The sequence below is a fragment of the Hahella sp. HN01 genome (genome assembly GCF_018986435.1).
Classification (GTDB): domain Bacteria; phylum Pseudomonadota; class Gammaproteobacteria; order Pseudomonadales; family Oleiphilaceae; genus Hahella.
In genome coordinates, this window is the sequence record NZ_JAHMIN010000028.1 from 23,707 (window position 1) to 40,699 (window position 16,993).

Genomic DNA, 16,993 nt, shown 5'->3' on the forward strand with positions numbered 1-16,993 from the left:
ACTAAACCACCCTATCTCCAGCAGGACTACTCCATCAAAGTATCCCAGGCAATATTTATAATAAGAGGCATCAACTCCTCAGCCGCGCTCTTTCTCGCTGTCCATGGCGATCGAGCCCGAGCGATCAAACTTATATCTGAAGAAATCGCCCAGATTGACCATTGATGTCGACTTGTTGAGATAAACGGAAGCGGACATTTCTTTCAAGTTAACCTGCAGGAGCCTGATCTCAGCGATGAAGCGGTCCGCCAGTGACTCAGCATCGCCCTCTTTTTCGAGCAGTTTGTCTGTGGGCATGCTCAAAAAGTAATTGATGTATTCCGGCAACCAGGAAAACACCAGTTTCTGGAAGTCATGCTTGTCATCCTGAAAGACAGACTGGCGACTAATGTAGGGCAGCAGATAATCGATAAGATGGTCTATCTCCCCGACTAACGCTCTGGTCTCGTTGAGTCCCATGTCGCTCAAGCGCATCATCAGGCGCTGCTTGGAGGCTTTCCAATCAAGCATTCCCTTTGACTTGATCAGGGACCGATAGTGGTCCGCCTCCAGACCCAATTGATTGATCCATTGAATATCTTCAGCGCCGAGTCCGGCGTCGCGCCATTTGCGCCTGGTCTTGAGCAGATCTGCGTAAACATCGTAAATACATGCGCATGTCAGATGGATAAGCTTGGCGTTGTCGCGGTTATTGAAGTGGTGTTGCTGGAGATCAAAGGTCGCCGGATCGTGCTCTTCAGCCGAGGTCGATAGCGCCAGGACAAGCTCCGTCAGTATCGGGTTCTCCAGATACTCCACCCCACTTTCGCTGAATTCCTTTAACAGTTTCGCCCGCGCCAGCTCAACCTCTTTTTCGGCGTTCAACGCATTGAGTTTCTTGCCTGCGCTGTTCAGTCCGTATTTAGCCAGAGTGGGCAGTAAGGCGTGTCCGGCGATAGCCGCCGCCGTCACCGGGTTGATCATCGCAACCAAACCTCCCACCAATAGCAGGCCGCCTGTCACTTTGTTTTCTACCCGGTCGATATTGTTCGCCACCTCTTTCAGATATTGACCAAACCCGCTGCCATCCTCAGGTGGAGGCGTTTCCGCGAGCATAGGCTCTACAATCAAGTGCTGAATCATTTCTCTGGAGCAGTTCGACGGCGCGTGGAAGATACGCTTTTTGGGAAGACTGTTAAGCGGCGGAACGCCCGGCGGCAACACGCGCATGGTGTGCAATACATAACCCTGCTCCGCAAGACGGAAAGGAACAATAAAGTAGAGCTTCTCATCCACATCCTCATACAAGGACGCAGCGGTCTGGCTTGAGGAAAATAACTGCAGCTTACCGACGCTTTCCTTCACACGCTGATACTGCTCATCCACCGATGACATCAGATTGGACAGCGCCTCCTTGGAGGACTGCACGGCGCCTTTCACGCCGTTCGCAATTGTCGAGGTAGTAAATTTGATAGCCATAGCGCCTGCGCTTCCCAATTGAGTAACAGCGCGCCCTTTGCCTGTCATGACTGACGGCGCGCTTAACAAATTGGTTGCATGTTATCGGTTATCAAGCGCGAACTCAGCTTTCTTGACGCTACCGTCTCTAGGCGGTAAGCAGATCTGGCGGTAACTTGTAAACTGAACGACTCGCCGTTTAGTTCAAGCAAGCACCGGCATCTCAAAATAGAACGTACAACCCCCGCCAGGATTATTGTGGAAGCCGATTTTGCCGCCATGCCTTTCGATAATGGCTTTGGAAATATTAAGGCCAAGACCGGTTCCGCTTTTGTTGCGAGTGTTGGAGGAATCGGCCTGCGCGAAGCGACCGAATATGCGGTTTTGAAATTCCGGCGGTACGCCAGGCCCTTTATCTGTGACGGAAACCCGCGCCTCGCCGTTTTCCAGCGTAATTGCAACCGCGATTTCTGAATGCGGAGGCGAGAATTTGGCGGCGTTGGATATCAGATTCGTCAGCACCTGAGTCAGACGTTCCTCATCCGCCTCCACCACTACCGCACAGTCAGAAGGAATCTGCAGCGTAAAGCTCACGTCGGCGTTATGAGTCAGCCCTTGGTTGAGCGCCAAAACGTCACTGACAAGCTGCGCCAGATTGAAGTGACTGAGCTGCAAGGTCATCTCTCCAGACGCCATTTTTTTCAGGTCCAGAATTGCATTAACCAGATTAAGCAAGCGATCCGTATTGCGCCGCGCAATCTCAATCATATGCGCATGCTTGTCCGGCGCAGCCAGGGCGATCTTGGCGTCCAGCAACGTCAGTGAACCGTTTATAGCAGTCAAGGGCGTCCGCAACTCATGACTGATGGTGGAGATAAACTCGTCTTTGATGCGCTCCGCCTCCGCCCTTTCGGTCACATCACGCACGATGCAAAGATAAGAGGCTGGCGGCGTCTGGGACAGACACACCGTTTGCAGCTCTAGAGGGAAGTCCTGCCCATTGCGGCGAATGCCCTGCAAGTATCCCGGCCCTGCATCCAGAGCAGCAGACTCTTGATTTGTCTCAGCTGTAGCCGCATGAAAATCCGGAATCAGAACCCGAATATTCAGACCGGCGAAATCGGAACAGGCGTATCCAAACAAACTCTCCACCGCCGGATTCACCGCCGTGATGCTTCCATCTTCCGTCACCGTCAGCAGTCCATCCGGCGTATGTTCATAAATGGCCCGCAAGCGTTGCTCACTGTGCCTCAACTCCGCCGTCCGTTCGCCAACCAAGGCTTCCAAAGCCAGCGTTCGACCACTGAAGAACAACGACACCATGCCACTGACGCCAGTGAACAACAGCCCCAACACATAGACAATCCAGGCGTTGATGGAAGTGTTCGCAGCGATGTTGCTCTTGGTGGGAGCAATATCCAGATCCCACTCTCTGTTAAGAACGGAGAATTTATGATCCCAGCGATAAGGGCGGCTATTGACCTCTTCTTCAGAGATGTCCGGGGACATACTGACCTTGCCGTTATCAATCGTCATTTCATGCATCAAGTAGCGCTGCTCTGTAATGTCGGCAAGGGTAATGTGATAGCCATCCATATTCAGCCTCTCGGTAAAGTGCCGCAACAACGAGTGAATGCGAAACACCGCCACCAAAAAGCCTTCCGGATAATCCGTGTCTTCCGCTCCCTCCCCGTCTCTCTCCTCACCACCTGGAGTCAGCGACAGCGTTGGGCCTTCGCCGTGTCCACTACTGAGGAAATGCGGGTAAAACACCAGAGCGCCCATATTGTCGAGAGACTGTTGCACCAGATGTATAGGGCCGGTCATCACCGGTTTTCTTGAATCCCTGGCCTCAGCGATCGCGGTCAGGCGGGACGGGTTGGAAGACACATCAAACCCAAGCGCGCCACGGTTACTTTCTAAGGGAAAGATAAAACGCACAGGAAGATAAATCGGCTTTTCCGGCGAGCGCTGCAGTTCACCGTCCAGGCGAGTCACTATTCCCATATCGACGTCGTAGTCGTCTAGCAGCCCGGCTTTAAACTCCTCCCGCTCATAGCTGCGGATGTATGGGTTCCAGGACATGGCCTGAAACCCCGGGTAACGCTCCAACGCCCAGAACACGGCCTTCTCAAAGCCGCTCCGATCGATTGTGGCATTGGCGGGAAGGTTTCTTTCTATCGCCCGGGCGACATCCAGGTGGGCCTCCAGGCTCTGATTGAGTGCGGCGGAATAGCCCTGGGCCTCACTGAAAAAGCGCAGTCGTAAGCTGCTCTCCTCCCAGGATTTCGCATACAAAAACGCGACCGTCGCGAGAAAGAAAGTTCCGAGCAATGAGAATGTCACCGCCCAACGTCGTTTTTTCCATGACTCGCGAGGCTGCAACCCCCACACCAATATCAGCGGGGTAAAAACCACCACTCCAATGGTGTCGCCAATCCACCAGACACCGAGGGAGCGCGCGTAATTTTCTGCGGGGATAAACCCGGCCAGCAACAGACTGCTACAGCCGATTATGGCGTTGGACAAACAGCTCGCCGGGCCGGCGAAAATCAGGAAGCGAATGATCTCGGGAAGCTCCGCCAGACGACCGGGATAGTTCGCGAAGCGAATAACTAAATAACGCCCCAAACATGCCTGCAGGGCGGCGCCAGTTCCAATGGCGACAAAGGTGAACAGTTGCCAGGGCCAGATTTCGGCATCGGGGAAACCCTGAGTTACGCTCAGGTTATTGATCAGCGACCCAAGAAAAACGCCTGCGCAAAGCCGGTAGCCGCCCAGCAGCACCGCCGCGAGCGCGATGCCGGAAGGTATCCAGATAGCGGTGACATAGGTGCTGTCCGTGGTCAGCCATAAACCAATTCTACCCGTGACAAAATACGCCAGCGCGGTAAGCAGGTTATAAAACAGGGTCCCGACGGAATGGGATTTGGCCATAATGTTGGACGGGGTCCTTCCACATAAGGTATTCGCCTGAATATTTTATAGGCTATAGATGGCGTAGCTTCAAACCCGTGGAAGCAGGTCCCGGCCATGGCGGCTCGGGACCGAAGTGGGAAAAGTATGGTTAGCGGTCAGACCAGACAGACTCTGCTGGCCAGCTCCTCCGTCAACACACGACGGTTCTCCGAATAGTCCACCGGCACGTCAATCAAGTGTACGCCACCCTCAGCGAAAGCCTGTCTAATGGTGGGCGACAGGTCTTCAGCGCGTTGCACGCGGTGTCCAGAGGCGCCATAGGCTTGCGCGTATTTCACAAAGTCAGGATTGCCGTAGCTCAGTCCCCAATCATGGAAACCGCCCTGTTCCTGCTTCCAGCGAATCATACCGTAGGCGCTGTCGTTAACGATCAACACCACCAGATTCAATCCCAGACGCACCGCCGTTTCCATTTCCTGGCTGTTCATCATGAACCCGCCATCGCCGCAGATCGCCATCACCTGCAATTCGGGATGCAGCATGGCCGCCGCGATAGCGCTGGGCAATCCCGCTCCCATAGTGGCGAGGGCGTTGTCCAGCAACACCGTGTTATTCATGTGCGCCTTGTAGTTGCGGGCGAACCAGATCTTATACATGCCGTTATCCAGAGCGATAACGCCATCATCAGGCATCACCTTGCGCACATCCGCCACCAGCCGCTGCGGAATGATCGGAAAACGGTTGTCCTCAGAGCCTTCGCATAGCTGTTTCTCAACTTCTTCCTTAACCCGCTGGAAATACTCGAAGTCGTGAGTATTCACCGGCTCCAGCAACTGCGTCAGCCTGGAAACCGAATTGGCGATATCTCCCACCACTTCCAACTGGGGGAAATACACCCGGTCCACATTGGCGGAATTGAAGTTGATGTGAATGACTTTCTTGCCGCCGGGCTCCATAAAGAAAGGCGGCTTTTCGATGACGTCATGGCCGACATTGATGATCAAGTCAGCGAAATCGATGGCGCAATGCAGATAGTCGCCATCGGACAACGCCGCCGTTCCCATAAACAGTGGATGACGCTCATCCACCACGCCTTTGCCCATCTGGGTGTTAAAAAACGGAATGCCTGTCTTCTCAATAAACCCCAGCAACGCTTCCGACACTCGTTTACGGTTCGCCCCCGCGCCAATCAGCACCAGCGGATGGCGGGCGTTCTGGATCATCTCCAGCGCCTGCTGAATGCTCAGATCATTGGCGTCCGGACGGCGGCTATGGCTGGATTCGAACAACATGACATCGGAGTCGGATATTTCTTCAGCGATATCTTCCGGCAGCTCCAGGTGCGCGGGCCCCGGTCTTTCCTCCTCCGCCAGACGAAACGCCTCACGGATTTTCGAAGGAATGGTGTTCACGTTGATGATCTGATGGGTGAACTTGGTCAATGGACGCATCATGTCCACGACATCGACAATCTGAAACAAGCCCTGCTTGGACTTCTTCACCGGCTTCTGCCCCGTCACCATCAGCAACGGCATAGCGCCCAGTTTTGCGTAGGCGGCCCCGGTCACCAAGTTGGTGGCGCCTGGTCCCAAAGTCGATAGACACACGCCGGTTTTCCCCGTTAACCGGCCATAGGTGGCCGCCATAAAGGCCGCCGCCTGTTCATGCCGGGTCAGCACCAGCTTAATGGAAGAACCCCGCAGCGACTCGAGTAAGTCCAGGTTTTCTTCTCCGGGCACGCCGAAGATATATTTGACGCCTTCATTTTCCAGCGCTTTGACAAATAGGTCTGAGGCTTTCTCGCCCCCGTGCTCTGTTTTCATTCAGTTCTCCACAGGGTTTCACACGTACTCCGTATCCAGGCGCAATAGCTGCGCCTGAATCCCTCGCAACACAATCAGCTTTGCCGCTTGATCGCCAGCAAACGTGGTTCGCTCATGTCCTGCATGGCGTAACGCACCCCTTCCCGACCGATGCCGCTGTCTTTCACGCCGCCATAGGGCATGTGATCCACACGCCAGGACGGCACGTCACCGATAATAACGCCGCCCACTTCCAGTTCTTCCCAGGCTTTCTGCATGTTTTCCACGTCACGGGTGAATACGCCGGTTTGCAGGCCGAACTTGCTGTTATTGACGGCTTGCAGCGCGTCGTCGAAAGTCTTGTAAGCTTCCAGCACGATCACCGGCCCGAAGATTTCCTCGTTATAAGCGCTGCAATGACGCGGAGTATTAGCCAACACAGTAGGCGTAATGACATTGCCGCTGCGCTCGCCGCCGATCAGCAGTTCAGCGCCCGCCTCCACCGCTTCACTAACCCAGGAAGCCACACGATCCGCTTCTTTGCGGCTGATCAGCGGACCTACAAAGGTATCCTCATCTTTGGGATCGCCAGTCTTCAACGTCTCCACTTCAGCCACCAGACGACGTTTGAAGTCCTCATACAAAGATTCCTGCACCAGCACGCGTTGAACGCTGACACAGCTTTGTCCAGACTGGTAATAACCGCCGAAAAGGACGCGTGGAATCGCCTTATCCAGATCGGTTTCCGGCTCCACGATACAGGCCGCGTTGCCGCCCAGCTCCAGCACAACCTTTTTCTTGCCGGCCTTCGCTTTCATGGGCCAACCCGCCGCCGGCGAGCCAGTGAAGCTCAACAGCTTGATGCGCTCATCAGAGATCAGCGCCATGGCGTCGTCCTTTTTACAGGGCACGACGGAGAAAGCGCCTTTGGGAAGGTCAGTTTCGGCAAGAATTTCCGCCAAAATTAGTGCGCCAATCGGCGTGAGACTGGCTGGCTTGAGGACAAAAGGACAACCGGCGGCGATGGCCGGCGCCACCTTGTGCGCCACCAGATTCAAAGGAAAGTTAAAGGGGGTGATAAACGAACAGACGCCAATCGGGAACTGGCGCACCATTCCCTGATAGCCTTCGCTGCGTGCGGAATAAGCCAGATCCAGCCATTCTCCGTTATTGCGAACAGCTTCTTCAGCAGCAATCTGAAAAGTTTCGATCAAACGCCCCACTTCACCACGGCTGTCCTTGAGCGGCTTGCCCGCTTCCCGCACCAGCGCCTGAGCCAGCTCTTCCGAGCGCTCTTTCAGACGCGCAACAGTATGCAGCAACACATCGCGACGTTTGTATCCAGGCATTCTGCGCATGGGAGCCACCGCCTTTTCCGCAGCGGCGATAGCCTTTTCAATATCATCATGATCGGCCAGGCCAACTTTGGTGAATTCTTCTCCAGTATATTTGTCTTCGACCGGCAACCAGCCGCGAGGATCTGCGACAGGCTCGTTGGCGAGATAGAAGGGATAGGATTTGGCTAACATAAGCAGGTCCTTTTTCTGTCAGGCAGTTGACGTATAAGCGAAAGGCGGAGCCTGATACTGCTCGCTTAATTCGAGCGCACGAGTATGACACATTCGCAAAATGTTTTGCCTAAAGGAAAAGACTATGAGCCTGATAAGTCGAAGCAATAAAAGAGGCGACAAAAAAAGCCGACTCGCAAAACCGCGGTCGGCGCAGGAGCGTATGTCGAGATACGCCTATAGGATAAGAAAACTAACCGATTGGGCCGCTTCTCAGCGGGGAAAAACATATCAGCGCACGCGCCGAATAAAAGCTGTTCTTCATGACAACCTAAGCGCCGGATAGACATAAAAGCCGTCAATTAAATCAAAGCATTACGATATGTTAATTTCGTTCGACGCGAGTATTGGAAGCAGATCGTGACGACCATGGCCCAGATAGAAATGAACAACATGAGAAGAATGGATAAATGAAATTGCCGACGAAAAGGTTAACTCAACAAAGCCCAGGCAATAGAACCCATGACGCCGAGCATGCCCAAACCAAGCGTAAACATACTCAACCAGGCGAAGACGAACATTCTGTATAGAATCGGGCTGATGTCTCTTCCGAACAGCATGCAACCCTCGCAATCCGCTTCGCTCAGGGTTCCGCCCAAAGAACTTGCTATCGCCTTCGCCATACTGGCGACCAACAATGGAAAGATGCCGATGACAATACTGAGAATGGCTAGCGATAAAGGCGTCATGACGCTTGATTCTCCGGCGGATGATACAGACGGATAAGGGCCGAAGAACTCGGCCCATCTGCTCTATGTCTGTTTAGAGGTTAAGGACGCTGATTTGGTTGAACTCTTCCGGTTCCATACTGTATCGCTCCAACTTGTCGAAGTCATACAGTCTGGTGTCGCACAAATGCGAAGGCAGCACGTTTTGTACCGCGCGGAACATGTTCTCCAGACGACCAGGAAAACGCTTATCCCAGTCCTGCAGCATCATTTTGATATTTTGTCTCTGCAGATTTTCCTGAGAGCCACACAGGTTGCAGGGAATAATTGGAAACTCACGCAGGCCAGCGTAACGCTCAATGTCTTTTTCACGGCAGTAAGCCAGAGGACGAATTACGATATTGCGGCCGTCATCGCTTTTCAGTTTGGGAGGCATTGCGCGCATTTTGCCGCCGTAGAACATATTCAAGAACAGCGTTTCCATAATGTCGTCACGGTGGTGCCCCAACGCAATCTTGGTGCACTTATGTTCGACGGCGAAATCGTAAAGAATCCCACGACGCAAACGTGAACACAGACCGCAGGTGGTTTTACCCTCAGGGATCTTGTCTTTCACGATACTGTATGTGTCGCGCTCAATGACGTGATACTCAACGCCCAGGGAGCTTAGATACTCAGGCAGAACATGTTCGGGAAAACCGGGTTGTTTCTGGTCCAGGTTAACCGCAATAACCTCAAAGCTGATAGGCGCGTGCTTTTTCAAATTCAACAGGATGTCCAGCATGGCGTATGAATCTTTACCGCCACTGAGGCAGCACATCACTTTATCGCCATCCTCAATCATATTGAAATCAGCAATCGCCCTGCCGACTTCACGCCGCAGCAGTTTTCTCAGTTTGTTCAACTCCAAGCGATCGCGCTGCGCCATCTCTGACTTAAAAGCCGCCGTCATATCTCACTACCTCCGGTTAACGGGTGCGCATTATAGCCTAAATCCCCCCGTCTAACGCCAGTGCAGTTTTTGTTCAGTCTGTAAACAATGAATGTTGAATTTACGGGCAACCAAGGTCTCCCCTACTGCACATCATTCAACTTCCAGTCATAGGCGTATTCAATGCCGCCCTTATAGTTTTCCAGTCGGCTTTTCTCCGGCTCCGCGGAGTACCTGGCGAGATGGTCAAGGAGTTCTTGCCGGGAGCCGAAGTCGCTTTGATACCAGTCGTAGATGGAGGACAGTCGCAGGCCGTCTTTAACGAAGGCCACGCCTTTGGGGTGGCGAATGAAGTTTTGCGCGGCGTTATTTAACTGTTCTTCCAGACGATTTGGATCGAAGGCTTCTGGATAGAGATTCGGGCAGCCGAGGCTGGCGCAGTTGACCGCGTAGTGAATGCGCTTGTCTTTCCAGATAGGACGCAGGATTCGGTGCTCGATATCATTCAAGGTCAGCGCCTGTCCCTGCACATGGGTGATGACATCGTCCCAGGGACCAAAACGAAACCAGCCGCCGCCAATCTTCTTAATACTGTCTACCGGATAATGTTGTAACACCAACTGCACAGTCAGGGCGTTGTATAAGTTGATCCAGTAAGCCATTTGCGTATTTCTGGAATACTCGCGGGGATCAACGGACGTCAGTGAGGCAATGTAGCTATCCAACTGACGCTTCTCTTCCGTCGTGAACCTGCCGTAAGTCAATCTGGCGAAGCCGTCCCCATCCTCACTAAGGTGGGTCTGCAGAAGACGGGTCCAAGTGCTATGATCTAGCAAAGCAGGGTTTCGCTCATTGGCCTTGTCCCACAGGCCCCAATACTCGGCCTTCGGCGCCGCGGCAGCTTCGCCCGACAACCAGCCCATAAAAATCAGGATTAAAAATAGTCTTACGCTCATGAGTTTTGATCATCCAGAGATACCAGAGGATTTGACCCTTGCAGGTACGGAAGGTTCCCGCGAACCGACCAGTTGGCGCTATCTCACGCAAAAACTGGAACAGGCCATCGCAGAGATTCTCCTCCCCGGCCCGGCAATGATTTCCGAACACGACCTAATCAAACAATTGACCTCGCCGCCACATAGCATTTTTTCAGAGAACTGCCTGCAATCTCCACTGGATCTTTTTCAGACCCACTTCTTGACGTTCCATACGCTCTATCGCTTGAAAAACAAATGGTTACAAGAACATAATCTTGTCCTCGCCATGACCTCCGTACGCATCACCCTTTATCACTACGATGCGGAGGCTCACAGCAACCACAACGCGCCGGTGGCGGCGGACCCCTTGGCGGAATACTACCTCAATTCGAAAAACCTATTCGACACCAGCGCCGCAGACGTGGAAAAGCTGATCAGAGATTTTTGGCTGATGTACGTACACCCCCATCAAAAGCAGTCCGCGCTGGACACCCTGGGATGCGCCCCAGATAGCGACGCAGGACAGATTAAGGCCCGCTACCGCCGCCTCGCCATGGAACATCACCCGGACCGTGGCGGAGACACCGCGTTGTTTCAAGCCATCACGGAAGCATATGAAGTATTGAAGGTTTATTACTCACTATGAATAACGGACGCTATTCTCTCACAGCAACATCAATCACTCGTCGGATTCAGGCGCTTGGCATCGCCGCCGGCGTCTTGCTTTGCGCATCAGCCCAGGCTCAAGAAAGTCCCGCCCGCGCATACATACTGCAATACCATCACATCAGCGACGATACCCCGCGCAGCACCTCCACCACCCCGGAGCTCTTTCGCCAGCACATGCAGTTTATCGCCGATAATGGCTATCAAGTGCTGCCATTGGCGGAGATCATTCGCACACTTCAGGAAGACGGCAACCTTCCCGAGAAAACGGTCGCGCTGACTTTTGATGATGGCTACAAAAGCATCTACGAAACTGCATACCCGCTATTGAAGGAACGCGGATATCCATTCACGATTTTCCTGAATCCGGACGCGCTTGATAATCACCGCAGCACGCACATTACCTGGGAGCAGGCCCGAGAAATGGGGAAACACGGCGGCGTGGTGGCGAACCATGGCGTGGGCCACATCCATATGGTGGAAGTCAAAACCAATGAGGACGCCAGCGCCTGGCGCGCGCGCATCACTCAAAACATCGAACAAGCGGAAAAAAGAATCGAGGAAGAGACTGGCGCCTCACTCAAACTACTCGCCTACCCTTACGGCGAATACGATGCGTCACTGCAAAAGTTGGTGAGTTCATTGGGTTACGTCGGATTAGGCCAGCACTCCGGCCCTATCGGGCCTGACAGCGATTGGACCTCTCTGCCCCGTTTTCCCGCCTCCAACGCTTACAGCTCCGTTCCGCAGTTAAAAGAAAAGCTGAGCACATTGCCGCTGCCTGCGCAGATGCTATCGCCACAGAACATCCTGATTGCAGATAACAATCCTCCGCAATTGCGCTTCAGCACGGAGTTGAACGCAAAGGTCACATGCTACGGCAGCGGACAGGGCCTTCTCGATAGCGCAGTCGATAACAACGAAGTGACCGTCGTCGGAGCAGCTCCGTTCAAAGGCCGCCGCTTCCGCTACAACTGCACAGCGCCGGCTGGCGGCGGACTGTTCTATTGGCGCTCTTTCCCATGGATCAATCCCGCCGTCCCTGAGGATTAACCCTCCCCCTCTCGCCTACTCAGGGGGCAAAATCGCCAGATGCAGTATGCCGCTGGCGGAGTGGCTGATAACAACCGGTTTGTCAGCCACACCTTCCGCAACAGTGCGCTTTTTGAGATCCGCCCCTGTCGTCAACAAGACGAGATACTTCTCATCCTTCGTTTTTACCCTGAGAAAACCTTCCAGATAGCCATAACGGAACCAGTTTTCCGGCTCGTAGATATAGAGCAAATCCTGCAGGAAGCGCACCGGTTTCCAATCGCTATCCAATACCAACACTGATGGGTAAAACGCGTCAGGTTGCGCATATGCGCGCAACTGCAACAATCGATTGGCGCTGCCTTCAGGGATCTCCACAACACGATACAAGCTGTAGCCTACGCCGAAGTTGTAGCCCTGCTCGTCCTTGCGAATTTCCAACAGCTCCCCATCATCAAACTCAAGCTCAACCCGCTCGTCATTCACCAGGTTTTCACAGCAGCGATCGTAAATGAGGTCGATCTCCTGCTTCGCGCCCGGCGCGTTCAGGCCAAGCAAATCAGCGGCAATGGGGTCCGCGCCTTCGGGGAGACGGGCCTTTTCGATTCGTTGTTCATCCGCCACAACCTGAGCAGGTTGCAGAGGCTGTATGTGCTCCTTGGACTTGGCGTCGGCGGGATTATATTCTTCTGTGTGCATGACCCCGTTAGTGTCGACCCAGGTGTAAAAACGGCTATCGCCATCGCGCACAAAGCCGCGTTTTTCCAGCTCCGCCGCATCGATATAGGTAGACTCGTCGATAATTTCGCGATGGCTTGATTTAGGCTGGCTCACTGGCGGCGCAGACTGGGACCGCTCCCCTTCAGAAACTTCCTGAGCATCATTCGTAGCAGGGACTTCCAGTGTCTGGTTGGGAGTCGTCGCCTCCGCGTTAATTTCCGGCTCAACGGGAGGAACTGCCGCCTCAGCAGAAGCCGGACTTTTCTCGGCCGTCGGCTGAGGCGCTTCCGGCTGTGTTTGTTGTGGCGCCTGTGGCGAAGGCACTGGTTGTCCATCGCGAATCAGCGCATGGCGCACCTGACCGTTTTCATCCACCCAGGTGTAGTACCTGTCCGCCAGCGCCGCGCCGCTACTGAATAGCGTCAACGAAAGAAGTAATGCACTCGTCTTCATGCTCAAAACGCCGTCCGGAAGGTCATACCCGCCATGATCAGTTTCAGATTGGTCTCCACATCCACGCCGGCATAGGGGTTGTAGACAATATTCTGAATGCCGTCGTCGTTCAGGTTTAAACTGGAGCCAGCGGGAATATACTGCCAACTGCGCATGTAGCTGAGGTTGAAGTCTACCGTCGTGTCTCTATCCCACTTATACCCCATGCCAACGCTATAAAGCACTGTGTCATTCAGAGGAGCCAGAATATCGCGGCGATTATGAGGGATTGGCGAGTTACGCATCTCTACCCCGAAACGAAGGTCCAGACGATTGGAAAGGTGCTGCTCGACGCCAACCCCCACATTCCAGACATCTTGGTACTCCAATGGCAAACGCATGGTGTTCGCCGTTGCGTTAGGCGACAGCAGACGCGCCGCGCCCAGGAATTCCAGGTTGCGATCAAACTTGAGCAGGAAGGCGTCCCAGGAACTGTAATCCGTCCACCCCACATCCACATTCACGGTAAACTGATGATTCAGCTTCACACTCACGCCGGTTTGAAAGTGCTGAGGGTGAGTCAGGTCGATGGATAGCTGCCCCGCTTCTCGGGGAGTCCCGGATGGCAATGAGAATATCCCGGCGGTGATAGCGCCGACGATCGAGCCGTTGAAGGAACGCCAGAAACCGGACCAGTCATCGGTATACGCAAGCTCATAAGTCCCTTTCAACTTCATGTCGGACTCGCTCTGATAACTGGCCCCCCATGCGAACCAGTCCGTCGGCTCCCAGAGCACGCCGACGTGATATTTCGGGGACAAGGTCTCCTGCACCTGAATGCTCATTCCCCCAATGTCGTCCCAGGGGCCCACATTACCGCCGCAGAGGCCGAGAAACGGCGCCAGCGGTTCTTCTCCGGTCTCACAATTGAAGGCGTCCTGCAGGACCTCCAACACACCGATCATCAAGTTGGGCGCACGGGTATAGGTATCCAGCGCCAATGATTGAGACGACATGCTGACGCCAAACCCTACCGACCACTCATCGTTGATTTCATAGCCAAATGAAGGCGACAAGTACGTAAAACGCTGCAATGACAGCGCCTTACCCAGATATCTGGCGGAATCGTCTTTCTTCCGGTAATAACCCAGAATTTCCGGGCCGTAGGTCAGGTTCGCAAACGTGAATTTGGAGCCCGGCGGGTTCAAACTGAATCCTACAGAAGGCGCCAGCGCCGGCGGACCTTTCGGCAGACGCTGGATACCGAAGCCTGGCACGTACAAGGCGATGGTATTCGTGCGACTTCTAGCCACCGTATCGCCATCGAATATAGGGTCGTTTTCCACCCCATCGATACCGAACACGTTATAGCCTTCAGGGGCGTAGAAGTCAGACTGTATATTGGCGTGCACCCCCATCAGCGTCACCGCCAGCTGACGTCCCTTCAACTTGGTCAGGCCTGCGGGATTATAATGAATGGAAGCCACGCCAGGAGGCGCAGCCGTCACGGCGTTACCCAGCGACAATGCATAGGGGTCCACCATCAGATTCGTCGCCAGCTGGGCGGAAGCGATTCCACTCCAGCAGGCTGCGCATAGTCCCGCCGTAGCCAGGAGCTTTGTATTCTTATTAATATTTAAGCTCATCTTACAACTCTGCCTGATTGTTGTTCCCGCTTATTGCTCTTTAAGTCCTGCGATATTGATGGGGATAGACACCCCGATAGTTACATCAGGCGAATCCTCCGTGAGACCAAACCCCACGGAGGTGTTAATGATTTTGGTTTCACTGACGCGAATGCCCATAGCGAAACTCATCAAGCTGCTGACCTGATCTTGGGCGACTGCTTTATTGCCAGTGTCGAAACTCAGAACGGTTTCATCCGAATAGCTCAGCTGCGATGAAACACTGAGCGATACGTCATATGACAGCGCATAGGAAAAGCCCGCCGATAACGACAGGGAGTTGGCGGGTTCTACAGAGACCAGTCTCTGTCCCCCGCGCACCTGATTCAGATCCGTCTCTTTCAGAGGAAATGTATAACTGACGGAGCTGAATATGACGACGGGATCAAGCACTTTAGAAAAGCTGCCACCAACGGAAAAGGAGTAGTAACCGCTCCCGGAAGACAGCTGCCTCTTGACGTCAATCTCATATGGACTGACCCCGGTTTTAGACTTGAAAGTACTGAACAGGGTGTAGGACGGTTTCCCTGGGACATAAGCGAAAGGTTGCCAACGGGCGGTCAGTGAAACGTCTCCTACATCAGAGTTGTTCAGCTCTGTCTCGGTATCGTATTTGGTGGACAACGGCACGCGTGTGGACAGGGTCAGGTTATCCAGTACGCCATAGTCAAAGGTGAAAGTGTTGGTGAAGGTATGTTGCGCCGCAGGCGTGACGTCAAAATTCCGGAATGAACCGTTGACGATGTCGATGTCCAGGCGCTGGTCGCCGAAGTAGCTGTAGTCAAAGGCATAGGTCAATGACATCTTGCTCTTCTTCAACAAGGAGTAGTTTTTCTCCGCCGCCTGGAACACTTCCTCCAGTTGTTTAGCGGAATCGGCATCGTCCTCCTGTTTGGTCAACGCCTCTCTCGCCTTGTCCACGCTGTTTTGCCCCTCATCGGCTAAGACAGGCGAAGCAGCCGTAAAAGTAAGCGCACAGTAAACACAGGATACTACCCAATGCTTCATTAGCTTTCCCTTAATGTTATTGTATTTATTAGCTTTTCCAGACGGTTACGTTTTCAGGACTTTTTAATTGCGTTTGTAATGCAAATACTTGTTGGTGTTGTTAACTGAACCGTCTTCGTTGTTTTTAAGTCTTTCCAGTTCGTTACGTATGCGAAACTCCGTCGCCTCATGAAACTGAGGAAATTCCCGGTATGCATTTAAGGTGAAGGTCTGCTCATCCACATAGCGCATGTCCTCTTCTCTCAATTCCAGTCCGTCCACAGGCTTGGTATTGCCGGGAAAGACGATAAAGAGAACATTCTGATCCCAATGCTCTTTGAACAGCTCTACCGTGAAAGTGATGTTGCCTAACGAGGGGTCCGCCACAAAGACGCGATTATCGCGAACTGCGCGAACAACAATGAAATGTTTGAAGCCGCCATAGCGGATCGGCACGATAGCGGGGTGATCCAGCTCAGCCAAGTCTTCAATTTCCGCTTTGAAACCACCTGAGGGATACCCCAGCGCCGTCACCAGTCGTTTGAAGTCGAGCATGGAAAAGCCACGGCGTTCAACAATACGCGCCGCGTCGCCATAATGAAGCAGCCCCTCCATGATCTGACGCTCTTCAAAAGTACGCCCCAGATAATGTTCCAACACAGTAGTCAGTGCGGCGGAACCACAGCTGTAGTCATAGGCTTGCTTGGTGATATTGCGAAACTTTTGCTCTTTCGCTGGTTCGACCATCGTGTCGTAACGCAAAAATGCTACGTCATTGCCCGCAGTGCTGATTGCCTGTTGATACACCACAACCCCTTTAGGCTGCGGCTCAACAATAGCCGCCTCATTGGCGATATTGAAAGCGAGCACCGAACCGGCGAGCACTAGAAGCATTCATTTCCACTCGTTTTTATTCTGCGAAATTACGGGATTACAACGTAACTGTTTGTAAAGTAAAGATACCGCAATTGCCTTTCTGGTAAAGATAACCAGTACACAATTCTCAGTTAGACGGGAGCGCAAGATCGGTAAAATCCCTTATGCGCCAAGCGCCAGAGGGAGCAAGGTTTAGCAGAGGGTTCATAGCGGCGCCATCCCACCTGCCGCCACCCCATAGAAAACGCCTATTACAAGCTATTCGTTTTTAGAGTGGACGTTTCTTCTGGACA

Annotated in this window: 13 protein-coding genes; 2 read left to right on the forward strand and 11 right to left on the reverse strand. The window is 53.4% G+C overall.

Annotation, left to right across the window (positions count from 1 at the left end; translation table 11 throughout):
- Positions 1–78: 78 nt before the first annotated feature.
- The 7 genes from KP814_RS23255 to KP814_RS23285 form a co-directional block, all read right to left on the reverse strand.
- Positions 79–1,458 (reverse strand): hypothetical protein, encoded by a 1,380-nt coding sequence (locus tag KP814_RS23255; RefSeq protein ID WP_216739018.1) that lies wholly within the window; start codon positions 1,456–1,458, stop codon positions 79–81.
- Between the two features lie 183 nt (positions 1,459–1,641).
- Positions 1,642–4,374 (reverse strand): ATP-binding protein, encoded by a 2,733-nt coding sequence (locus KP814_RS23260; RefSeq protein WP_216739019.1) that lies wholly within the window; start codon positions 4,372–4,374, stop codon positions 1,642–1,644.
- 137 nt (positions 4,375–4,511) lie between these two features.
- On the reverse strand, positions 4,512–6,179 hold the full coding sequence (locus KP814_RS23265; RefSeq protein WP_216739020.1) for an acetolactate synthase large subunit: 1,668 nt from the start codon (positions 6,177–6,179) through the stop codon (positions 4,512–4,514).
- A 74-nt stretch (positions 6,180–6,253) separates the two neighbouring features.
- A complete protein-coding gene (locus KP814_RS23270; RefSeq protein ID WP_216739021.1) occupies positions 6,254–7,687 on the reverse strand; it encodes an aldehyde dehydrogenase family protein in 1,434 nt (477 codons plus the stop codon).
- Between the two features lie 470 nt (positions 7,688–8,157).
- Positions 8,158–8,415, reverse strand: coding sequence for a hypothetical protein (locus KP814_RS23275; RefSeq protein WP_216739022.1), 258 nt, complete (start codon positions 8,413–8,415; stop codon positions 8,158–8,160).
- A 73-nt stretch (positions 8,416–8,488) separates the two neighbouring features.
- A complete protein-coding gene (ttcA, locus tag KP814_RS23280) occupies positions 8,489–9,346 on the reverse strand; it encodes a tRNA 2-thiocytidine(32) synthetase TtcA (RefSeq protein WP_216739023.1) in 858 nt (285 codons plus the stop codon).
- A 122-nt stretch (positions 9,347–9,468) separates the two neighbouring features.
- The gene (locus KP814_RS23285; RefSeq protein ID WP_216739024.1) at positions 9,469–10,281 is read right to left on the reverse strand and encodes a DUF547 domain-containing protein; all 813 of its coding nucleotides are present in this window, start codon (positions 10,279–10,281) and stop codon (positions 9,469–9,471) included.
- On the opposite strand from KP814_RS23285, the gene KP814_RS23290 reads away from it, so the two are divergent.
- Complete coding sequence (locus KP814_RS23290) at positions 10,280–10,948, forward strand: DNA-J related domain-containing protein (protein WP_216739025.1); 669 nt, start codon at positions 10,280–10,282, stop codon at positions 10,946–10,948. The genes KP814_RS23285 and KP814_RS23290 overlap by 2 nt on opposite strands.
- Complete coding sequence (locus KP814_RS23295) at positions 10,945–12,021, forward strand: polysaccharide deacetylase family protein (protein ID WP_216739026.1); 1,077 nt, start codon at positions 10,945–10,947, stop codon at positions 12,019–12,021. Before KP814_RS23290 ends, KP814_RS23295 begins: the two co-directional genes overlap by 4 nt.
- 15 nt (positions 12,022–12,036) lie before the next feature.
- Here KP814_RS23295 and KP814_RS23300 read toward each other — a convergent pair whose 3' ends face one another.
- The 4 genes from KP814_RS23300 to KP814_RS23315 form a co-directional block, all read right to left on the reverse strand.
- Entirely contained in the window at positions 12,037–13,173 is a 1,137-nt protein-coding gene (locus tag KP814_RS23300) for a MalM family protein (protein WP_216739027.1), read from the reverse strand.
- A 2-nt stretch (positions 13,174–13,175) separates the two neighbouring features.
- A complete protein-coding gene (locus KP814_RS23305) occupies positions 13,176–14,798 on the reverse strand; it encodes an OmpP1/FadL family transporter (protein WP_216739028.1) in 1,623 nt (540 codons plus the stop codon).
- A gap of 30 nt (positions 14,799–14,828) precedes the next feature.
- On the reverse strand, positions 14,829–15,845 hold the full coding sequence (locus KP814_RS23310) for a transporter (RefSeq protein ID WP_216739029.1): 1,017 nt from the start codon (positions 15,843–15,845) through the stop codon (positions 14,829–14,831).
- Between the two features lie 63 nt (positions 15,846–15,908).
- Positions 15,909–16,718 (reverse strand): C39 family peptidase, encoded by an 810-nt coding sequence (locus tag KP814_RS23315; protein WP_011396064.1) that lies wholly within the window; start codon positions 16,716–16,718, stop codon positions 15,909–15,911.
- Positions 16,719–16,993: the final 275 nt, after the last annotated feature.

Excerpts from the sequence above, each read along its gene's own strand:
- KP814_RS23255 (WP_216739018.1), bottom strand. The coding sequence starts at position 1,458 with ATGGCTATCAAATTTACTACCTCGACAATTGCGAACGGCGTGAAAGGC.
- KP814_RS23260 (WP_216739019.1), bottom strand. The coding sequence starts at position 4,374 with ATGGCCAAATCCCATTCCGTCGGGACCCTGTTTTATAACCTGCTTACC.
- KP814_RS23265 (WP_216739020.1), bottom strand. The coding sequence starts at position 6,179 with ATGAAAACAGAGCACGGGGGCGAGAAAGCCTCAGACCTATTTGTCAAA.
- KP814_RS23270 (WP_216739021.1), bottom strand. The coding sequence starts at position 7,687 with ATGTTAGCCAAATCCTATCCCTTCTATCTCGCCAACGAGCCTGTCGCA.
- KP814_RS23275 (WP_216739022.1), bottom strand. The coding sequence starts at position 8,415 with ATGACGCCTTTATCGCTAGCCATTCTCAGTATTGTCATCGGCATCTTT.
- ttcA (WP_216739023.1), bottom strand. The coding sequence starts at position 9,346 with ATGACGGCGGCTTTTAAGTCAGAGATGGCGCAGCGCGATCGCTTGGAG.
- KP814_RS23290 (WP_216739025.1), top strand. The coding sequence starts at position 10,280 with ATGAGTTTTGATCATCCAGAGATACCAGAGGATTTGACCCTTGCAGGT.
- KP814_RS23285 (WP_216739024.1), bottom strand. The coding sequence starts at position 10,281 with ATGAGCGTAAGACTATTTTTAATCCTGATTTTTATGGGCTGGTTGTCG.
- KP814_RS23295 (WP_216739026.1), top strand. The coding sequence starts at position 10,945 with ATGAATAACGGACGCTATTCTCTCACAGCAACATCAATCACTCGTCGG.
- KP814_RS23300 (WP_216739027.1), bottom strand. The coding sequence starts at position 13,173 with ATGAAGACGAGTGCATTACTTCTTTCGTTGACGCTATTCAGTAGCGGC.
- KP814_RS23305 (WP_216739028.1), bottom strand. The coding sequence starts at position 14,798 with ATGAGCTTAAATATTAATAAGAATACAAAGCTCCTGGCTACGGCGGGA.
- KP814_RS23310 (WP_216739029.1), bottom strand. The coding sequence starts at position 15,845 with ATGAAGCATTGGGTAGTATCCTGTGTTTACTGTGCGCTTACTTTTACG.
- KP814_RS23315 (WP_011396064.1), bottom strand. The coding sequence starts at position 16,718 with ATGCTTCTAGTGCTCGCCGGTTCGGTGCTCGCTTTCAATATCGCCAAT.